The following is a 20,367-nucleotide window of genomic DNA, read 5'->3' on the forward strand; positions in this document are numbered from 1 at the left end:
CTCTCTGTCGGGTAGCCGACAGAATCCATATAACTCCTTATTTATACTGGAATCGTACTTAGCAAGTGAAGCTCCTTGCCCGCGCTTTGTGTACAGAAGCAAAGGAGGGAGCAAACTTGCTTGAACTTCAACATTCTGCTCGCGATTTTGTGGTGAACCGTGGACCTGGCCAGGCATCCTGTCCCGATGATTCGGTCAATGAGCTGCATCGCAGGCATGGTACCCTGCGGCACTTTCCCAAAGGCTCCTTCGTATTCACGAAAGGCTCGGTGCCGGCCGGCTCTTATTTCATCGAGTCCGGTCTACTGAAAGTATGCCAATTCACAGAGGAAGGGCGAGACGTCACGTTCTTTATTCGCAAGACGGGGGATGCGTTTGGACTAGCTGAGATCATCCTGCAACAGAACCACCCCTGTTATGCCCAATGCTTGCATGATAGTCAAATTTGGGTGCTGGATGCCTCCATCATCCGCGAGCAAATCCTGACTAACCCGACTGTCACGCAAACAATTCTGTACACGTTGACTCATCGGCTGATTCATCACCAAAGCACGGTGGAATTGCTGATCTCCAAGCCTGTCGCGTGGAGACTGGCCTGGCTGCTTCAACAGCTTGGCACGGAAACGCCGGGCGGACAGCTTCGCGTAGAGCTTGATCTAAGCCACGAGGAAATCTCCAACATGATCGGCTGTACCCGGCAGACTGTCTCCGAGCTGCTTAGCCGCTGGAAGCAACAAGGCTTGATTCGTTACGACCGCAAGCAAATGCTGATTCAAAACCTGACACCGATTATCGGGGAACCCACCTAAAGGGGAACCCCGGGCAACTAGAGAGAAAGTAGTGGACCTATTGTCAAGAATTATCATTGATACAGATATCGGCACCAACGCCGACGACGCGGTTGCTGTTGCGCTGGCTGTGAAGTCGCCGGAAATCTGTGTAGAAGGCCTCACCACGGTTTACGGCAAGGTTCACACACGAGCTCGAACTGCCCAGGCCGTGCTGAACCTGTGCGGGGTGAACCATGTTCCCGTATATCCGGGAGTCCCGCTCCCACTGCTGCGCAACCGCCCGCTGCGGCGCGCCGGCATGGAGGACAAGGGGCTGGCATTGGCATTAGATGAAGCCCCGGTTACTGAGGGTCATGCCGTGGAATTTATCGTCGAGAAAGTCATGAACAACCCGGGCGAGATTACACTGGTCACGATTGGCCCATTAACCAATCTAGCCGCCGCTTTGATTCTGGAGCCTCAAGTGGCAAAACAGGTGAAACGTATCGTCATGATGGGAGGCGTGACTCGTCTGGGAGCCAATGGAGCTGAACTGGAGCCTGTAGAGCATAATATTCAATGTGATCCGGAAGCCGCCTCCGTTGTATTTAGAAGCGGTGTCCCGATGCTGATGGTCGGGCTGGATGTCACCAGACAAGCGCGGTTCACCCGTGACGATGCCCGGCAAATGGCTCGCTGCGGAACTCCGCTAGCTGCCTGCCTGGTGCAAATGATGCATGCTTTTATGGATTATATGGAGCGGGACTTCTCCTATATGTGTGACCCGCTGACAATCGCGGCCTTGATTGATCCGACGCTGATTCGTACAGTGGCCATGGAGATCGAGGTGCTCTACGACCATCGGACAAGCTCCGGTCAAACGCTGGCCCGTCCGCAGCCTTCAGGGCCCGTCAACGTGGCCTTGGAGCTGGATCAGGAGCGCTTCTTTGAATTGATGTATCAGCGACTGTTCTCTTGAGGTATTTCAGGCATTTTAAATATGAAAGAATGAGGTGTGGATTTCCTTATGAAGACAACATCCATGAATAAATCTAGCCGTTGGCTGGCTCCACTCATGATTACGGCTACGGTACTGGCGGGGTGTGCATCCGGCAACTCGGCCCCGGCTGCGAACGGGCAGCCAGAAGCCACTCCCGCTGCGGATACACAGGAAATCACGTTTGCTGCTTATTCCAACTACGAAAAGCCGTTAACGGAAGCCATTAAAGCATTTGAAGAACAAAATCCCGGGATCAAGGTCAAGCTCGATCTGGCTCCCTTCGATCAATTGGTGGAGACCATTGAGATTAAACTGGGTGCAAAATCCAAAGATGTCGATGCCTTGTTCGTCGACTCGCCACTGGTTGTGAACTACTCGGTCAAAGGGTATTTAGCTCCCCTGGACGAGTTGATTGACAAGGAGGCAACCCAAAAGTGGACTCCTTCAGCCGTAGACAGCGTGACCTACAACAGCCAGCTGGTAGCGGCACCCATGAATAGCTCCAGCCAGGTGCTCTACTACAACAAAGAGCTGTTCGAGAAGAACGGCATTCCTTTCCCGGATGAAAACCAACGGTTGACCTGGGAAGAGGTCTTGGAATTAGCCAAGAAGCTGACGGGTGACCATGTGTACGGATTTTCATTCGAGCAGATCAGTAAAGCTTACCAATTACTGGCCTTGTCCGACAGCCTGGGCGTGAAGATGATCAGCGAGGATGGATTAACAGCAACGGGTTATTCCAATTCCCCGGAAGCCGTACAAGCCTTCCGGTTCTATGGCGATCTGTTCAACAAGCACCAGGTGAGCCCCAAGATCAAGAAGGAAGAATCTCTGGACTATTTCACCTCCGGCAAAGTCGCCATGTATTTGGCCACCAATCAGAATATGCCCAAAATTCGCGATTCGGGGATCGACTTCGGCGTAACACTGCATCCTTATTTTGCCGATAAACAAATAGCTACGCCTACAGGCGCATGGAACCTCGGCGTATCCCAATTCTCCGAGAAGAAGGAAGCGGCCGCCAAGCTTGTTGAATTCCTGACGCTGGGTGAGGGCGCGCGGATTATCTTTGAAGTGGGAGGAACATTGCCGCCACAGGTTGAATTACTGAACGCGATTAATACCGACCCGAAATACGAGGCTTTCCCGGATTCCATCCTGCGTATTGCTGCCAAGGAGTCGCTGGAGACCGCCGTATCCCGTCCGATGACACCGGGTTATCTGGAATGGGAGTCCAACATAAACAAGGCTTTCGACGATATCAAGAATGGCACCGAGCCGCAGAAAGCCCTCGATCAAGCCGTATCTATTATTGATAATCAACTGAAGAAATACAAAGACGTAGCGGCAAAATAAATAGGTCAAGGGTGAACTTGATGGAACGTAAAAAAATGCTGGGCCCGCTTCTATTGTTTCTATTACCGCCACTAGCGGGCCTGTTTCTGTTCAAGCTGTACCCGATCGGGAATGGCATTGTGCAAAGTCTGTACACGACATCATTTCTGTCGGGGGATAAAAGCTTTGTCGGATTGCAGAACTACATGACGCTGTTTCAAGACCCTGTGTTCTGGGATTCCCTGAAGGTTACGCTGTTGTTCAATGTCATCATTAATCCTTTGCAGATTATACTCGCTTTCGTGCTGGCCCTGCTGCTAAATACCCGAATCAGAAGAATCGCGTGGTTCCGCAGCATCCACTTTGTCCCCGTGGCCATATCTGTACCTACAGCGTGCATGCTCTGGAATATCATGCTTAGTCCCGAGCAAGGCGTCGTCAATTCCATCCTGACCGCGCTTGGGCTGCCGGAGCAGCCTTTCTTTGGGAGCAGCGCCCAGGCCCTCGGCTCCATCATCGCGATTGCATCCTGGAAGGGCGTGGGCTATTGGGCCCTGTTCCTGCTGGCGGGCCTGCAAGAGGTTCCCGCTTCATTGATGGAGGCTTCCTCTCTGGATGGAGCGGGCCGCTGGCGGCAACTGATTCACATTGTATATCCTCTGATGAAGCGGTCGCTAACCTTCGTGGTCGTATCCGTGACCACAGCTAATTTTCTCTTGTTCTCGCCGATGTATATTCTGACCAAAGGCGGACCTGAGAACAGCACCAATGTACTGATGCTGGAAAGCTTCAACAGTGCCTTTCTATATTCCGATCTGGGTCGGTCCTCCGCCATCGTAGTGATTCTGCTTATGCTTACACTGCTGGCCGTTGCCGCTCAGTTCAAGTGGCTGAAGGCCTCTCATTGAACACCAAACACCAATTCAAGACTCCTGTCAGAAAGGACATGAACGTGATTAGATCCATTCGCTCGTCTCTGCCGGTGTATATCATTCATCTGGCATTGGCCTTGATCGTCCTGCTTCCACTGGCCTTTGCACTGGTGTCATCGTTCCGGCCTCTGGAGGAAATCTATAAATATATGTCTCCGGTTACCTGGAGAACCTTCTGGCCCAGCGAGTTCACCCTGGAGGCCTATCAATCGCTGTTCACGGAGAGAGGATTCGGGAGAACGCTCCTGAACACCTTCCTGGTCGGCATCTCTTCCGTACTGGGTGGGCTTCTCCTGGGCTCCATGGCCGCCTTTGCCTTCGTCTATTTTGAATTTCGCGGCAAGGCGATCCTTTTTCTGCTCGTGCTGCTGACATTCATGATTCCCTTTGAAGTCATTTCCATCCCGCTGTACAGCCTGGTGAATTCTCTGGGATGGATCGATACCTATGCGGGTATTATCGTCCCGGGCCTGGCGAACGGCCTGGTGGTCTTCTTATTCCGCCAGTTCTTCCTGGAGCTGCCCTACTCCTTGATTGAATCAGCCCGGATGGATGGCGCCTCCTGGGTTCGGGTGTATGCCCGCATCGTTATGCCTCTATGCAAGCCTGTCACCGTTAGCGCCAGCTTGCTTATCTTCATCCAGCAATGGGAATCCTTCATGTGGCCGCTGATTGCCACCCGCTCGAAGGAATACAAGGTAATTCAAGTAGCCTTGAGCGATTTCATCACCGAGTATGGAACCTACTGGAATGAGATGTTCGCAGCCGCTATTCTGTCCGTGATCATCCCGGTCGTGCTGCTGATTCCGTTGCAGCGTTATTATGTTCAAGGCATCGCCAGCACAGGCAGCAAGGAGTAAGGGAATCGTACCAAATCACTCCCCCTCTGAAAATGAAAAACGGCATGGGATAAGCCCCTTGCCGTTTATTTTTTGGTGCCAGCCTGAAAAGAAGTGTGCAACAGATCATAAAGAAACCATATTGACTATTATTGTATAACTCGGGCCGAATGGCGCAGGAAAGAGTACAAGACAGCAGCTCAAAATTTGGAGATTCAATTATCTTATTTGATCATCTCGTCTTCAATCCGCTTCATGAACTCTTCCGCCGCACTATATCCAAGTTGCTTGAGATACCAGTTGTTGGCTGCGGCTTCAATTAACCCTGCCACATCCCGGCCAGGCTGAAGCTGGACTTCAATATGCGGGACCTGGACGCCCAGGTATTCCGTAAACTGAGGCACCACTTCCAGTTCATTGTTCAAGGCGTTCTCCCGCCATGGCACCAGTTCAATATCCAGTACGATGCGTGTCTCATCCTGAAAGGCCCTGCGTCCATATTGACGTACGACATTAATTAGCCCCACGCTTCGTAAGGCCAGAAATTCGCGGGTGGTTTCATTATGGGTTCCTAACAAGGTGGTTGGCCCCAGCTTCTTCAGCACCACGACATCATCCGCCACAAACCGATGTCCTCTGCGGATTAGCGTATGGGCCGTCTCGCTCTTGCCGATCCCGGACTTGCCGCGCAGGAGAATGCCAATACCGGACACGTTCACGCATACCCCATGAATCGACAGCTCTGGAGCTAACGCCTTGACCAGATAACTGTCGAGCTTGGCGATAAATTCATTGGTCGTCTCCTTCGTGCGCAGCAGCGGAATTCCTTCCTGATCACAGAACAAGGTCAAATAAGGAATTTCTTGCTGCCCCGACGTCACAATGAAGCATGGAGGATGGTATTTCACAATGTTTCCAATATGCAATTTGCGTTCCTCCACGCTCAGGGTCAGCAAATAGTTGATCTCCTTGCGACCCAGCACCTGTACCCGTTCCATCGGGAAAAAGTCAAAATAACCGACAAATTCAAGCCCCGGGCGATGCGTTCTCGACCGGGTAATTACCCGGTCCATCCGGCTGGCTCCTGCCAGCACTTCCAGTTGAAATTTCTCCGCAAGAGTTCCAGCGGTTATCGTCTTCATGTTGATCTCCTCCTGGAGCTAAATTAACGGCTCCACAGTCTTCACGGCAAGGGAGGCCATCGCGGTTAGGCCAAGCACCTGCGCAACCGCAGGCTCAATCTCGCGCAGAAGCTCCGGTTGCTCTGACAATAGCAAGCCATAGGAAGGGATCATTTCCTTGATTCTCGGCTCCCAACTCTTCAAGTGTTGAGGGAAGCATCTTTGAATGACCTCCAGCATTACATGCACTGCCGTCGAGGCCCCTGGAGAGGCGCCAAGCAATGCGGCCACCGAGCCGTCAGCACTGCTGATCACTTCTGTGCCAAATCTCAGCTTTCCTTTGCCTTCAGGTGTGTCCTTGATGACCTGTACCCGTTGCCCGGCAACGACCAAATCCCAGTCCTCACTCCGGGCATCCGGGACAAATTGCCGTAATTCTTCGATACGTTGCTCCTTGGATAACATTAATTGCTGAACCAGATATTTCGTCAGCGACATCTCTTTGACGCCTGCAGTCATCATAGTTAAGAGATTATGCGATTTTATCGAAGTAAGCAAATCCATCATCGACCCGGTCTTGAGAAATTTAGGAGAGAAACCGGCAAACGGTCCAAACAGCAATGATTTTCGGTGATTAATAAACCGGGTATCCAGATGGGGTACGGACATAGGCGGGGCTCCCACTGAGGCCTTGCCATACACCTTGGCATGGTGCTGCTCAATAATCTCAGGATTATTGCACACCAGGAACAAGCCGCTAACCGGGAAGCCTCCGATATGCTTTCCTTCCGAAATACCGGATTTTTGCAATAAATGCAGGCTGCCTCCTCCAGCGCCGATAAAGACAAACCTGGCCGTATGCCGCTTTGTCTCTCCGCTATGCAAGTCCTTAACTCTGACCTCCCAGCATCCGTCACTGGTCCGGCTCATCCGGGTAACACTATGCCGGTAATAAATATCCACCTGCTGGTCCTGCAAGGATTCCAGCATAATACGCGTTAGAACACCAAAGTTCACATCCGTACCGTAATCCACCTTGGTCACAGCGACAGGTTCTTGAAGGTTGCGGTTCTTCATCATGAGTGGAATCCACTCCTTAAGCTGATCCGGACTTTCCGAATATTCCATGCCCTGAAACAAAGGATGGCTGGACATGGCCTCATATCGGCTTTTCAAGAACTGCACATTACGTTCTCCCTGCACGAAGCTCAAATGCGGCAGCGGCATAATAAAGTCCTGCGGGTTGGCAATCCGCTTGGTCCGCACCAGATGGGCCCAAAATTGCTTGGATACCTGGAATTGCTCGTTCACCTTGACGGCCTGGGCAATATCGATAGAGCCATCCGGCCGCTCATGGGTGTAGTTCAGCTCACAGAGCGCAGCATGACCTGTCCCCGCATTGTTCCATTCATTGGAGGCTTCTTCTCCGGCTTTGTCCAGCTTCTCAAATACCGCGATACTCCAATCCGGGGCCAGCTCCTTAAGCAAAGCCCCTAACGTTGCACTCATAATTCCGGCGCCAATCAAGATAACATCTGTAGTAGTTTGTTCGTGGCTCATATCTACCATCCTTATACCTTAAAATTTGCCGAAATGATGTAAGCGTTCTCGATTCCTTACCATCGATAGCCCGGGACATCGAGCAGGCCCACACCTTTTCCGATAACTTCTCTCGTCTTAGTGTATCAATAGCGTGCCAGGATTGAAATATGTAATTTTAAAATATTTAGCTGCAATAAATCAGTCTATATCCACAAACCTCCAATTTCCGTTCCTATCTTTCTCAACATAAAAGGTGTTGCTCCATTTCCTATTTGGGAATTATCGCAACACTATAGAGGTCAGCGCAGGCCATAAGATGCTCTACTACCACCAACTGCTCTGTAACATAAAGCCAGCCCAAGTATCCGCTGGATACTCAGGCTGGCTGCTTGAGCCGGCTGCTCGATCAACTATGATAGCTTACGCCTTCTTAACATATTCCGATTTCAATTTCATCGCCCCGAACCCGTCGATTTTGCAATCAATGTTATGATCGCCATCCACCAAGCGTATATTTTTCACCTTGGTACCGATCTTGAGCACGGACGAGCTGCCTTTCACTTTAAGGTCTTTAATGACTGTTACGGAATCCCCGTCTTGCAATAGGTTGCCATTGGCATCCTTATAAACCTTGCTGTCCTCGGCGGCTTCTTCCTGATCAAGGCTCCACTCATGAGCACACTCCGGGCAAATCAGAAGATTACCGTCCTCATAAGTGTAGGCGGAATTGCATTTTGGGCAGTTTGGCAAATCTGACATGAAATTCATACTCTCCCTTTGCTTTATCATTAGCCCTTATCATAACATAATCGGAACTTTTCCGCAGAAAAGAGAGGCTTCATCATCGCACACTTGCTAAAGCTGGCAGTGTTCCTACTGGAGAGAGTTTAAAGCATTGTCCATTGGTAGGGGAGCAGGGAGTAAGGGATGAGCAATAGTTGATAAGGGACAAGTGAAAGATATAAGGGACAAGAGGTAATTTACAAGTTACAAGTTACAAGTTACAAGTTACAAGTTACAAGTACCATGGTGGCCGAAAATGGCCTTGGGGGCAAGCTGGTAGACGCAGCCCCTCCCCTAATGTTCCTCGTAGGTCAGATTAGCAGGAAATCATCCAGTTAATTTTCATAAATCGGCTGATTTGTGCTGCTTAGATGGAAAAGCTCCCTATAATTCCGCGCTTTAGGGCCATTTTCGGCAATCGGGGCAATATTATAGGGAGGAATTCCATATAAAAGTCAATATTTAGACGATAAACCAATTTTTAGATGGAAGATTTCCCGTTAAATGTGGGATGTGGGATGTGTAGCGTGAAATATAGGATGTAAGTATGCAATGTGTAGTGTGGGATGTAAGTATGCGATGTGTTAGGTAGGCTGCTCCCCACATTCTGACGTTCTAATCTTCTTACATCCTACATTCCTATATTCCGACGTTCCAATCTTCCTGCATCCTACATTCCTATATTCCGACGTTCTAATCTTCCTGCATCCTACATTCCTATATTCCGACGTTCTAATCTTCTTACATTCCCACATCCCAACGTTCCGAGGGTTAACATTCTATCCCATAGCCCTCTCCAAGTCCAATAATTCAATGGTAGAGAACTGCGCTTAACAATATTTTTATTACTAAAAATAATAAATATTTATTGTAAAACGATAAATATTATGCTAAATTAATCCCATACTAAATGTTCGCGAGGTGCTTGTGTGATGAAATCAAAGCAAGGTTCGACGCTTTTTTTGCGAGTTGTTGTCTTCCTGATGGGAATCGGCGTGCTTGCTATAGCCCTAATTGTGCTGCCCCAAATCGGGAGCGAGTTGATCAGATATTACCCACCATACGTATGGCTCCCCATTATCTTGGGACTTTACGTCGCTGCGCTGCCGTTCTTCTTTGCGTTATATCAGACGCTCAAGCTGCTGGGCATGATTGATCGGAATACAGCCTTCTCCGAGGGATCGGTGAACGCTCTGAGACAAATTAGAAACTGCGGGGTAGCGATCACCATCATTTATGTCGCTCTTCTACCCATCCTGCTGATCATTGCTGAAAAGGATGATGCCCCCGGACTTGCTGCGTTAGGTCTAGTCATTGCTTTTGCCTCTGCTGTCATTGCTGTCTTCGCGGCAGTGCTGCAACGGCTATTGACCAGCGCGATCCAGATAAAAACAGAAAATGATCTGACGATCTGAGGTGAATCCATTGGCAATCATAGTAAATGTTGATGTCATGCTGGCCAAACGGAAGATGAGTGTCACGGAACTCTCCGAAAAGGTAGGAATTACGATGGCCAATCTATCGATCTTGAAGAACGGCAAGGCCAAGGCCATTCGTTTCTCTACACTGGAGGCCATCTGTGAAGCCCTGGACTGCCAGCCCGGAGATCTTCTGGAATATAGAAGTGATATTGAGGCGAAGGAATAAGGGGGTGAACAATGAAGCAGCACATATGGCACGCCATGCAGCAATTGGTTCGCTTCGGCTGGCAACAGGCTTTATCTTGCCTATTTCCAGTTGTGATCTTTGCGTCGCTCGCCCTGACCCAGCTTCTGCCTTTTCCTTGGCTTTCCCGCTACGACTGGCTGCTCATTATCTGTCTGGCCATGCAGGTCTGGATGGTCCGCTCCGGGCTGGAGACCAGTGATGAGCTTAAGGTCATTAGCGTCTTTCACCTGATTGGCTTGGCCTTGGAAATGTTCAAGGTTCATATGGGGTCCTGGTCTTATCCCGAGGAAGGCTTGGCCAAGGTGAACGGCGTCCCGCTCTACAGCGGATTCATGTATGCCAGCGTAGCCAGCTATCTATGCCAGGCCTGGCGGCGGCTTAGTATCAGGCTTGAACACTTCCCGCCGCTCTGGCTCAGCGTGCCGCTGGCAGCGATGATCTATCTGAACTTCTTTACTCATCATTTCTGGATCGATATACGCTGGTGGCTGTTTGCATGGGTCGTCCTCGTGTTCTGGCGGACCCACGTGCATTACGAAGTGGGTGTTAAGCGCTACCATATGCCGCTCGTCCTGTCCTTCGTACTGATCGGCTTTTTCATCTGGGTGGCCGAAAATATCGCCACCTTCTTCAGCGCATGGAAATATCCGAATCAAACGGGGGGCTGGCATCTCGTTCATATTGGCAAGATTAGCTCCTGGCTACTGCTTGTCATCATCAGCTTCCTGATTGTCGCCGCACTAAAGCAGGTCAAGAACAAGTGCAAGGACACAAAGCCAGCGCTAGATCATCGGGCCGCCAAGGTCCACACGCCACAACGTTAAGCCGCGCTGAAGCAGATTTATCTGGCGGTGCCCACGGCATTGTACTCTATGCGCAGCACTGGCATTCCGCGAGTCGCCATCGCCTCTGGCAGGCTGACCTTCAGCGCCAGTTCTTCCCGGCTCCACTCCAGTTCACCCTTCCAGCCTAGCAGCTCCAGCTTGCCAATCTCACCTGGCAGCAGCTTGCCGCGGATGCCCAGCGTCTCGATTACTGCGACGCCATCCTCCGGCCAGCCCATCACCGTGGCGTATAAGATTCCTTCGCCCCGGGATGTAAACCGAATGTCGCGCCCGGTAAATGGGCTGCGCTTTGTATCATTAAAGGTTCCGCTCACGATCTGCGTTGGTCCCTCACCGTACACCTTCCACGGTCTTGTGCCATAGATGGCTTCGCCGTTCACCGCGAGCCAGTCACCGATCTCCAGCAGCATCCGCTGCTCTTCCTCGGGGATCGTCCCATCGGCACGCGGCCCAATATTCAGCAGCATAACGCCGTTCTTACTGACGATATCAACCAGGTCACCAAGGATGGTCTGCACCGACTTGTATTTGTGGTCAGCAATGTAGCACCAGGCGGTCTCCCCCACCGAAGTACAGGTCTGCCAGACACTTGGATGTATATCAGCCAATTGTCCACGCTCCATATCATAGACTGCTGTACCTTCAGCAAAGGCATCGAATTTATAGTTGATTACTGCGCCCTGGCCCCATTCAGCCGCTTTGTTGTAATAGTAGGCCGCCAGTTTTTGCAGATACGGCTTGAATACCGGTTGCTCAATCCACCAGTCGAAGTAGACAAGCTGCGGACCATAACGGTCGATCAAATCGCAGGTGCGTACGAACCAGTCGTCCAGAAATTCCTCATTCGGCGGCAAAATCGGCAAGGGATATGCCGGGTCCCCGCAACAGGCCTGCGCCGGGCCGTATAGCTCGGCGTATTGCGGGTCCTGCACATCGGACGGCAGCTCACGGCCTCCGTTGTAATACCACCAATTCTCCGCCCTGTGGGACGAGACTCCGAAGGTCATATAATGGCGGCGCACTGCGGCCGCCAGTTCTCCAATGACATCACGTTTGGGCCCCATCCGGGCTGCAGTCCATTCAGAAAATGGACTGTCATACATCGCAAAGCCGTCGTGATGCTCAGCGACGGGTACGACAAACGCTGCTCCAGCCCGTTTGAAGAGCGCTGCCCATTCCTCCGCATCAAATTTCTCTGCGGTGAACATCGGAATGAAATCCTTATAGCCAAATTGATCCGGTGTACCATAAGTTTGCACATGATGCTCGTAGACCTCAGTACCTTCCCTATACATATTGCGAGCGTACCATTCCGTCCCGAAGGCGGGTACAGAATAGACACCCCAATGGATGAAAATGCCAAACTTCGCATCCTCATACCAACGGGGAACGGTATACCCCTTCAAAGACCCCCAATCCGCCAAATAAGGGCCGTTCTTGATCGAGACATTAATCTCTTGCTTCTTCTGCTGGCGCAGCTCGCGCTGCTCTTGTTGCGACATGCTTTTCACCTCTTCCATGAATGTAGCAGGCTGCGCACTTCCTCAACCTTGGCTGGATCAACCGGCCTGCGCGGGTCGCCGCCTTCCCTCACTGCGGACCCAAGGTGAATCCGCTTGGCTCCTGTGCGAGCCAGGAAATCAGGCAAATTGTCGATATTCAGACCGCTGCCGCACAGAACAACAGGGCCGCCGCCTGCAGAGCGATGGATCAGGCCCGCAATGGAAGCCATCCCCTGAGGGGCGGCAGTATTGGCCCCGCCGGAGGTTAACAAGTCGGTCACTTGCGGATACTTGGCCAATACCGTATAAGCAGCCGCCAAATCGCCAGCCTCATCAAACGCCCGATGGAACGTCACCGGGCAGCCCTCAGCCGCTGCGAGCAGCTCCGTGAGCAGCTCTTCATCAACCGTGCCGTCTGCGCGGAGCATCCCTGTTACCAAGCCAAGCCCCGGGATGGCCGCGACATGGCGCACATCACGCAGCATCGTCTCCGCATCCAGTCGGCTATATACAAAGGAGCGCGCATGGGGGCGAATCATCACCCGCACCGGAAGGCTCACCCGTGTACGAACCTCTTCGATTAATCCAAGCGACGGCGTTAGCCCGCCTTCAGGAAACGCAGTAATCAGCTCAATGCGATCCGCGCCCCCTTGCTCGGCAAGCCATGCATCCTCTGCCGTCGTGGCGATAACTTCAAGCAGCACTCTAATTCCTCACCTTCTGCATGATCGCTCGGGCGGCACCAAGAATTCCTGCTTCATTCCCAAGGGATGCGGGAATCAGAGTGATCTGCAGCGGCGTCAGCTCAGCCAGCCGCAGCTTCCATGCTTCCAGCCACAACGGATGGGAGTCGGCTACGCCACCGCCCAAGATAATGGCCTCCGGGTCGAGGAATGACTGAATATTGTGCACAGCCAGGCTAAGGTCGGTGAAGTAACGCTCTACAGCCGGCACTGCCGCATCGTCTCCTGCGGCGAACGCCTCCAGTAGGCGACGGCCGTCCCATGCCGGATGAACCTCCGCCGCCAGTCGGCCAAGCGCTCGACCGGATACATAGTGCTCCATGCAGCCGCGCTGTCCACAGCTACATGAGATGCCGCCTGGGTACAGCACCATGTGGCCGAACTCCCCGGCAGCCCCTTTGCGGCCAGTGATGATGCGGCCATCCAGCACCACAGCGCCACCGACACCAGTGCCCAGTGTCAGCATGGCGTAATGGCGGTAAGGCAAGGCGGAACCAAGCCAACCTTCCCCTAGCGCAGCCGCATTGGCATCGTTTTCCACAGCAGCAGGCAACGAGAAGGCCTGCTCCACTGCCTCGCGGAGCGGCATGCCAGTCCAGCCCGGCAGGTTGTTGTTCGCGAAGAGCACCTTGCCAGTGTCCGGCTCCACCCAGCCCGCCGTACCGATGCCGATACCGCGGACCTGTGAATTCTGCTCAAGCAGTTCTTCAATGACCTGCCGGACCGCATGAAAAATCCCTTCTCGACCCTCGGCGGTTGGCGTCACTCTCCCGGCTCTGGCAATAATGGCCCCATCCTCGTCAACCCGTGCAGCCTTAATGCCGGTACCCCCGAGATCGAGACCGATATAGCTCTCCTTCATTTAACGCGCCCCTCTCTCATGCCTGTGACTGCCAGGCGCATGGCTTTCGCAGCCCGATCAGCGGGCAGCTTGATCAGATGTTCTCGTCGCTTAGCCCTTCACCGCACCGCCAACCATTCCCTTGATTATGAACCGTTGCACGAACATGTACAGAATGATAATTGGCAAGGCCACCAGCGTGGCCCCGGCGAACATTTGCGGCCAGTTCGTGTTGTATTGGCTTTTGAACGCCATCAGCCCAACCGGCAGGGTCCGCATCTCGGGTGAAGACAAATAGATAAGCGGATTAAAGAAGTCATTCCAGGAGTTGATAGCCACAACGATGACAGTTGTCGCGGTTATTGGAAGTGTCAGCGGGAAAATAATCCGGATGAACGTCCGCCATGGCCCGCAACCATCCACCACCGCAGCTTCTTCAATCTCTCTGGGCACGGTCTTAAAGAAATTGACGTATAAGAAAATTGGCAGCGCCAAACCCGAAGCAATCTGAATCAAAGACAGCCCGATATGAGTATTCAGCAGGTGAATCTCGCGCAATACCAGGAATGCCGGAATCGTACCGGAGAATGCGGGTAAAATCATCCCCATCAGGAAGAAGGTCGACAGTACATCGGACTTGTACCTTCTGCCGTGATGCAGGCCATAGGCCGCTAGCACAGCGATGGCAATCGCTACCGCAGTGGTGATGACGAGTACCAGGATACTGTTGCTAAAATACGGCAGCAGGTTCCCGGTACGCAGCGCTTCTACGTAGTTGCTCCATTGCGGATCACGGGGCAATGCCAGCGGATTGACCGAAGACGAAGTTTGCAGCGAGACTGTAATCATGACGCCCATCGGCACCAGCACAATAATGAGCGCGATAGCTAAAATTGTATATATGAAGGCTTTTTGCAAATTAGTCGTCAATTCGTCACCTCCAACCGGCTAAGCAATTTGATCTGAATGAAGGTTGCCAGCAAAATCATCACTGACAAAATCATCGCCATGGCTGTGCCGTAGCCCATCTGTGAGGTCTTGAAGGCATACTGGTAGATCATAATTCCGAAGGTCTGGGTCGAGTTGGCTGGCCCGCCCTGGGTCATGATAAAGACATGTTCAAACATTTTCATACAACCGATCACGGATAACACCGTATTCACAATAATGGAAGGAATCAGGAGCGGCAGCGTAACTTTGAAAAATTTATTAAAGGGACCGGCACCGTCAATACTTGCCGCCTCATAAATCTCTCCTGATACGGACTGCAAGCCCGCCAAATAGATCATCATGGAATAACCCGTGTATTGCCAGACCATGACAAATGCTATAGCGTAGATAGCCAGCCTCGGATCGCCTAGCGGGTCGAGCTGTGCCAGGCCATCCAGACCCAGTGCCGTGAACAACCTGGGCAGGAAGCCAACCATGGGCGCGTACATATAGCTCCATACGTAACCGATCACGACCGTGTTCAGGATGACCGGGAAAAAGATAACCGCTCGCATCCAGACAACGCCCTTCACCTTCTGGTCCAGCAGCACGGCGAGCAAGATGGAGAAGCTATGCTGCAGCACAATGACTACAATGGAGAGTATGACCATATTTTTTAATGCGGTCAGGAGCAGAGGGTCGCGAAAAGCCTCCCGGAAATTCTCCAATCCTACCCAATCCGCTTTAAAAGAGAAGCCATTCCAATCTGTAAAGCCGTAATAAAGACCGCTGAAGATCGGACCGGCGAAGAAGACCAAATAAATCAGCAGTGCAGGAGCAACAAATAAGAAGTAATTGCGTAAGCTCATGAATTTCATTGCCAAACCTCCCTATGCAGGCGACTAGGCGTGTCTGAGGATGCTGGGGCTGGGGACAGCCAACTCTGCCTAATGACCAGACACGCCCCCCTCAGCTCCCTAGATGTCTTTGTCCTGTGCGGCCTGCATTTGCTCCAACAGCTTCACCATATCCACATCCTGCTTCAGCAGAATCTGTTGGAAAATCGGGAACATCACGGGTTCAATTGATGCGGTCATACTCGGGAAAATCTGTGCTTCCGTAGCATCGATGAGCGGTTGCAGTGCAGTTGCAAGCGGGCTGTAGGTGCTGGAGGTCCCCCCCTTGACTGTAACGGCCTGCCTCGTCTCCTCAGACCAGATTTGAGCAATGTCCTGCCGGGCAACGAATTCCATGAACAGTTTGATCTCTTCCTGATGTTTGCTCCAGCTTACGCCAACCAGCAAGTTGTCAGATACAAGGTTCGTAACGAGCGGCTGGTCACCGCGGTTAACCGGAATGGGGAATGCTCCAAGCTCGAAGCTATCAAAGCTCGCATCAAAGTTCTCGCTATAGCCCCATTCGCCCATTGGCCACATGGCGGCTTTGCCCTCTTTGAATACATGGGCCACCTGGTCATAGCTCAAACCAACGGAGTTCTCCAGCAGATAGCCTTTATCTACTAATTCCTTCAATCCATCGAAGAAGGTTGTAAATTCCGGATCGGTCCATTTCTTCTCCCCATTAGCCAATTGTGCAAATACCTTCGGGTTGTCATGCTTATACAGACCGAATTGTGCCGTCGCCAGGAACTGGGTAGCCCAACCATCCTTACTACCGATGACCATAGGAGCTATGCCGCTAGCCTTGATAGCCTCGCTGACCTCCATCATTTCTTCCCAGGTCTTGGGAACGGACAACCCCAGCTCATCGAACAAGGTTTTGTTGTAGAACATCACAATGGGTTGGCTGTTATAAGGAACACCGTATGTCTTGCCATCCACGGTGCCAAGGTCAACCGCCGCCTCCAAGTAATTGCTCAGCCAAGGACTGCCGCTGATGTCCATCAAAGCTCCTTCCTTGGAGAAGTCGACGACTTGGTTAGGGAATAACCAGGTCATATCCATATCCGCTTTGGAGACAATCCGGGTGCGGATGATCTCGCGGAATTGATCGTATACTTTGTCATGCTCGATCGTAATCCAAGGATACTCCTTCTGGAACTTGTCGATGACCGTCTGGCTGATCGGGTTCCAGGTTGTCAGCTTGAGCGTCACCGGCTCTTTATCTTCTGTGCCGCTTGCCGGATTCGTTCCACCGGACGCCCCAGGCTCCGAGTTGGTTGCACTGCTGCCATTATTGCTGCCACAACCTGCGAGTACCAGAATCAAGCTGAGACAAATTGCTGTTAACCACCATAACCCACCTTTTCTTCCCATATGTTAGCCTCCCTGACATGAATTAAACTTCTTAACCCTATGTTACTGCTAATGTGTCAGGTAAACTACCATATCGATTTGTTGCTTTACTGTGGATTCTTGCCGAGTTGTTCGGGGCTCTTTACATTGAATTAGCTATGAATAGATGAAATTTGCTGTTCTCCTCTATTTTTTTGCTATCTGCAGCTAAACAGGCTATTGATTACGAAACTCAAGCGGTGTCATGCCTATGTCATCTTTAAACAACTTGCTGAAATAATTAGGGTTCGCATACCCAAGCTGTTCGGCCACCTCGTATACCTTCAAATTGCTTTCTCGCAGCATCTTGCGGGCCAGCAGCATCTTCTTGGCGGTAACATATTCATTAAAATGCTGTCCGGTTTCCTTCAGAAACACCCGGCTCAAGTGACTAACACTGACATGAACCTCTTCAGCAATTCGAGCCAGCGTCACATCCTTGAGTAGATACTGGTCGATATAGCTGGTGGCCAGCCGAACAATTCCTCTGTAGCCACCTTCACTGGCAAGAGGCTGTGCTACTGCGGTCCGGTATGCCTCTGGCAGTTCCTCCAGCCCGCCCCAGATACCGGTGTATGTGTAGGCCACCCGGATGCCTAGCATGTTGGATAACCCCTGCTCCAACTCCTTTAGATACTCATGAATGGCTTCCTCATCCTGGCTGGCTCCTCCGCGAGGCAGAAGCCAGATCAACTCGCATTGCTCGCGGCTTATAAGCAGTCCGCCCCATTTTTGCGCCCCATACTCCTCCAGGTAGTAGCGGAAGGACATAAAGCGGGCCAGTTCCGGCATCGCCTCACCTTCAATATGCAAAATTGAGAGCTGAAATCCTGCTCCAAACCATGTTCTAAGCCCAAAGCGACGAATGTGATCCTCCGCCCCCTCTGGCGGGCCCTCGCCCTCCAGCCATTCCAGCAGAAAGCTCTCGCGTTCCTTGTCGGTGTAGCCTGCCGGAGCCGCCGCTTGCTGTTCCTCCAAATTCGCGTGGGCCTTCCTGAGTGCCACAGCAATCTCCTCAGGCTCCATCGTTGGCTTGTGCAAATAATCAACGACACCGATCCGCACGGCCTCCTTCACATAAGGAAAATCCTCGAAGCTGCTAAAGAAAATAATCTGAATCCAGCCATACCGTTCCTTGATCTGACGAGCTAACGTCAGTCCGTCCATACCCGGCATACGAATATCCGTCATCACAATGTGAATCTCTTCCTTCTCCAGCAGTTCCAGCGCTTCCTGACCGCCCGAGGCCTCCGCCTTCCAGTTGATGCCAAGCTCATTCCAGTCCATCATATAACGCAGCCCCAAGCGTACAATCGTTTCATCCTCGACCACCATTAAATTCCACAATAGCCTTTCCCCCTTTGTTATGCACCGGGTCGCCTGGTACCTGGTACGGCACATTCACGGTAACTCTGGTACCGGCTCCTTGTTCGCTCTCAACCTTCAAGGTATATGGCAAGCCGAAACGAAGCTGTATACGGTCTCGCACATTAGCGATGCCAATACTTGCCCGTTCCTGCAAGGCGGCCTTCGACGATTCCGCAGCATTCAGTTCAGCGACACGCCGGGCATCTATGCCCTGTCCGTTATCTTCAATCCAGATCAGCAGCTCGGTGCCATCGCCCACCAGGGTTGCACCAACCTCAATCCGCAGCATGCCGTCCGTATTCAGTGAACCATGGAAAATGGCGTTCTCCATCAATGGCTGGAGAATCATTGGCAGCACCAGGGCATCCGCAATCCCGTCCTGCACTTGCCATTCCACCTGAAAGCGGTTCGTATAGCGCAGCTCCATTAATCGTACATAATGGTGCAGCAGCTCCAGTTCGGCGGACAGCGGCACCAGTTCACTGTCAAGCTTCATATTGGCATGCAGCAGCTTGCCAAGCGATAGCAGCAGCTTCGCAATGGCGTCCGACTGCTGCAATACAGCAAGCATGCGGATGGAGTTGATCGTGTTGTATAAGAAATGCGGGGCAATCCGGGCACGCAGCGCATACAGCTCCGCCTCACGCTTCTGTCGCTCCTTTTCCTCAATGGACTGGATCAGCATGTCGAGCCTGCGCACCATCGTCACATAGCTGAGATGCAATTGCCCAAGCTCGCCCTTGGCTAACGGCGCGGTCGGCGGCGCAAATACACCACGCTCCACCTCGCGCATGGATGAGATCAAGCGACGGATGGGCTTCGACAGTCCGCGAGCCAGCAACAGCGACAAAATAGCGGCAAGGACTGTACAAACCGCAACCAGGATGATAGTGAAATTACGGATTACATTCACATCCTCCAGCAGTTCCTGCCGGTCGATGAGCAGGTACGTTGTCCAGCCAAGATAATCGCTAGAGGCATAGACCCCCGTTGCTGCCGGGTGACTCTCGCTTAGTTCAGGTACAGTAATCATGCCCTTCGTTGTCCCCAGCTTCTCGGCTTGCGCCGCCGCTGCCTCTAGGAACTGCCGGTTGTCGGTGCCTTGAGTCGAATAGATAAGTTCACCCTTCTCATCGGCAACCAGCACATGCATTGTTTCAAGCTGAAAGGACCGGACAATATTTTGAATAAAATCGGGATTAATATCGATGGCAATGATCCCGGCAGTGCTAAAATCATCATTCAGCAGCACCCGCGAGGCCGTTATCGTGTTGAACGGAGGGCTGTTGAACTGGCGTTCCGTGCGCATTCCAGAGATGGCAATGCCGCCCCCATGCTCTATCGTCTCCCGATACCACGGCTCCTCTACAGGGCTGATCGTCTCATTGATCGATGAACGGTCACTCACTCGGTAGCCATATACATTCCCCTTGTCACTGAAAAAAAGAATTCCCTGGATCGTTGTTGAGATCGAGGGATAGGTCACAAGCAGCTTGGCGAATTGACGCTGTGTTTCGATCTCGCGATAGCTCCATTGCTCGCGGGGCGTATACGGCTCGCCCAGAATCTCCAGAATCTCCGGGGTAAAGTAAGGAAACGTACTGAAGCGATCTACATCCTCTACCTGACGTTGAATAGCCTCATTAAGCTGTCCGGCGATGACCCTGAGATCTTCACTGACTCGCCTCTCCAGAGTATCTACCGATTTAAAATAAGCCATGGTTCCAATTACTACAGATGGGATAATACCTAACATGAGAAACGACAGAAACAGCTTGCTTTGATAGGTTAATTGATTCCAACGCCGCACCAGAGGCACTCCCCCCGTTTCTATTTTTGCTTTATTATAAAGGA

Annotated in this window: 19 protein-coding genes; 8 read left to right on the top strand and 11 right to left on the bottom strand. The window is 52.0% G+C overall.

From position 1 onward, the window contains the following. Positions 1-116 precede the first annotated feature (116 nt). Genes C557_RS0102865 through C557_RS0102885 form a run of 5 tightly spaced genes read left to right on the top strand, consistent with a single transcriptional unit; the run spans position 117 to position 4,897 of the window. A complete protein-coding gene (locus tag C557_RS0102865; RefSeq protein WP_018750317.1) occupies positions 117-809 on the top strand; it encodes a Crp/Fnr family transcriptional regulator in 693 nt (230 codons plus the stop codon). Between the two features lie 31 nt (positions 810-840). After that, a complete protein-coding gene (locus tag C557_RS0102870) occupies positions 841-1,749 on the top strand; it encodes a nucleoside hydrolase (RefSeq protein ID WP_420805379.1) in 909 nt (302 codons plus the stop codon). A 48-nt stretch (positions 1,750-1,797) separates the two neighbouring features. Further along, positions 1,798-3,126 carry a sugar ABC transporter substrate-binding protein gene (locus tag C557_RS0102875; RefSeq protein ID WP_018750319.1) on the top strand — a complete coding sequence of 443 codons (1,329 nt, stop codon included), beginning with the start codon at positions 1,798-1,800 and terminating at the stop codon, positions 3,124-3,126. A 20-nt stretch (positions 3,127-3,146) separates the two neighbouring features. Next, on the top strand, positions 3,147-4,013 hold the full coding sequence (locus tag C557_RS0102880) for a carbohydrate ABC transporter permease (RefSeq protein ID WP_018750320.1): 867 nt from the start codon (positions 3,147-3,149) through the stop codon (positions 4,011-4,013). A gap of 38 nt (positions 4,014-4,051) precedes the next feature. After that, positions 4,052-4,897, top strand: coding sequence for a carbohydrate ABC transporter permease (locus C557_RS0102885; RefSeq protein WP_026263269.1), 846 nt, complete (start codon positions 4,052-4,054; stop codon positions 4,895-4,897). 203 nt (positions 4,898-5,100) lie between these two features. Here C557_RS0102885 and hprK read toward each other — a convergent pair whose 3' ends face one another. The 3 genes from hprK to C557_RS0102900 all read right to left on the bottom strand — a co-directional run bounded on the left by hprK (position 5,101) and on the right by C557_RS0102900 (position 8,298). Next, positions 5,101-6,018, bottom strand: a complete 918-nt coding sequence (gene hprK / locus C557_RS0102890) for an HPr(Ser) kinase/phosphatase (protein ID WP_018750322.1) — start codon at positions 6,016-6,018, stop codon at positions 5,101-5,103. A gap of 18 nt (positions 6,019-6,036) precedes the next feature. After that, on the bottom strand, positions 6,037-7,557 hold the full coding sequence (locus C557_RS0102895) for a malate:quinone oxidoreductase (protein ID WP_018750323.1): 1,521 nt from the start codon (positions 7,555-7,557) through the stop codon (positions 6,037-6,039). 402 nt (positions 7,558-7,959) lie between these two features. Further along, positions 7,960-8,298 carry a zinc ribbon domain-containing protein YjdM gene (locus tag C557_RS0102900; RefSeq protein WP_018750324.1) on the bottom strand — a complete coding sequence of 113 codons (339 nt, stop codon included), beginning with the start codon at positions 8,296-8,298 and terminating at the stop codon, positions 7,960-7,962. A 956-nt stretch (positions 8,299-9,254) separates the two neighbouring features. Here C557_RS0102900 and C557_RS0102905 point away from each other — a divergent pair. From C557_RS0102905 to C557_RS22835, 3 genes are read left to right on the top strand one after another with little or no spacing between them, the layout of a single operon-like run. Then, entirely contained in the window at positions 9,255-9,737 is a 483-nt protein-coding gene (locus tag C557_RS0102905) for a DUF2975 domain-containing protein (RefSeq protein WP_018750325.1), read from the top strand. A gap of 10 nt (positions 9,738-9,747) precedes the next feature. After that, positions 9,748-9,969: a helix-turn-helix domain-containing protein gene (locus C557_RS0102910; protein WP_018750326.1), complete on the top strand. Its 222-nt coding sequence runs from the start codon at positions 9,748-9,750 to the stop codon at positions 9,967-9,969. Between the two features lie 11 nt (positions 9,970-9,980). Next, a complete protein-coding gene (locus C557_RS22835) occupies positions 9,981-10,814 on the top strand; it encodes a DUF817 domain-containing protein (protein ID WP_018750327.1) in 834 nt (277 codons plus the stop codon). A 17-nt stretch (positions 10,815-10,831) separates the two neighbouring features. On the opposite strand, the gene C557_RS0102920 is transcribed toward C557_RS22835, so the two are convergent. The 8 genes from C557_RS0102920 to C557_RS0102955 form a co-directional block, all read right to left on the bottom strand. Beyond that, entirely contained in the window at positions 10,832-12,337 is a 1,506-nt protein-coding gene (locus tag C557_RS0102920; protein WP_040676362.1) for an alpha-L-fucosidase, read from the bottom strand. A gap of 5 nt (positions 12,338-12,342) precedes the next feature. Further along, on the bottom strand, positions 12,343-13,041 hold the full coding sequence (locus tag C557_RS0102925; protein ID WP_018750329.1) for a copper homeostasis protein CutC: 699 nt from the start codon (positions 13,039-13,041) through the stop codon (positions 12,343-12,345). 1 nt (position 13,042) lies between these two features. Next, positions 13,043-13,942, bottom strand: a complete 900-nt coding sequence (locus tag C557_RS0102930; protein WP_018750330.1) for an ROK family protein — start codon at positions 13,940-13,942, stop codon at positions 13,043-13,045. Positions 13,943-14,032: 90 nt separating this feature from the next. Further along, the gene (locus C557_RS0102935; protein ID WP_018750331.1) at positions 14,033-14,851 is read right to left on the bottom strand and encodes a carbohydrate ABC transporter permease; all 819 of its coding nucleotides are present in this window, start codon (positions 14,849-14,851) and stop codon (positions 14,033-14,035) included. After that, complete coding sequence (locus tag C557_RS0102940; protein WP_018750332.1) at positions 14,848-15,729, bottom strand: carbohydrate ABC transporter permease; 882 nt, start codon at positions 15,727-15,729, stop codon at positions 14,848-14,850. The genes C557_RS0102935 and C557_RS0102940 overlap by 4 nt, the downstream gene beginning before the upstream one ends. A gap of 99 nt (positions 15,730-15,828) precedes the next feature. Next, positions 15,829-17,127, bottom strand: coding sequence for an ABC transporter substrate-binding protein (locus tag C557_RS0102945; RefSeq protein ID WP_018750333.1), 1,299 nt, complete (start codon positions 17,125-17,127; stop codon positions 15,829-15,831). A 195-nt stretch (positions 17,128-17,322) separates the two neighbouring features. Beyond that, positions 17,323-18,492, bottom strand: a complete 1,170-nt coding sequence (locus C557_RS0102950; protein ID WP_018750334.1) for a response regulator transcription factor — start codon at positions 18,490-18,492, stop codon at positions 17,323-17,325. Beyond that, entirely contained in the window at positions 18,464-20,323 is a 1,860-nt protein-coding gene (locus tag C557_RS0102955; protein WP_018750335.1) for a cache domain-containing sensor histidine kinase, read from the bottom strand. The genes C557_RS0102950 and C557_RS0102955 overlap by 29 nt, the downstream gene beginning before the upstream one ends. Between the last annotated feature and the right edge of the window lie 44 nt (positions 20,324-20,367).

This window comes from Paenibacillus sanguinis 2301083 = DSM 16941 (assembly GCF_000374825.1).
Taxonomy (GTDB): domain Bacteria; phylum Bacillota; class Bacilli; order Paenibacillales; family Paenibacillaceae; genus Fontibacillus; species Fontibacillus sanguinis.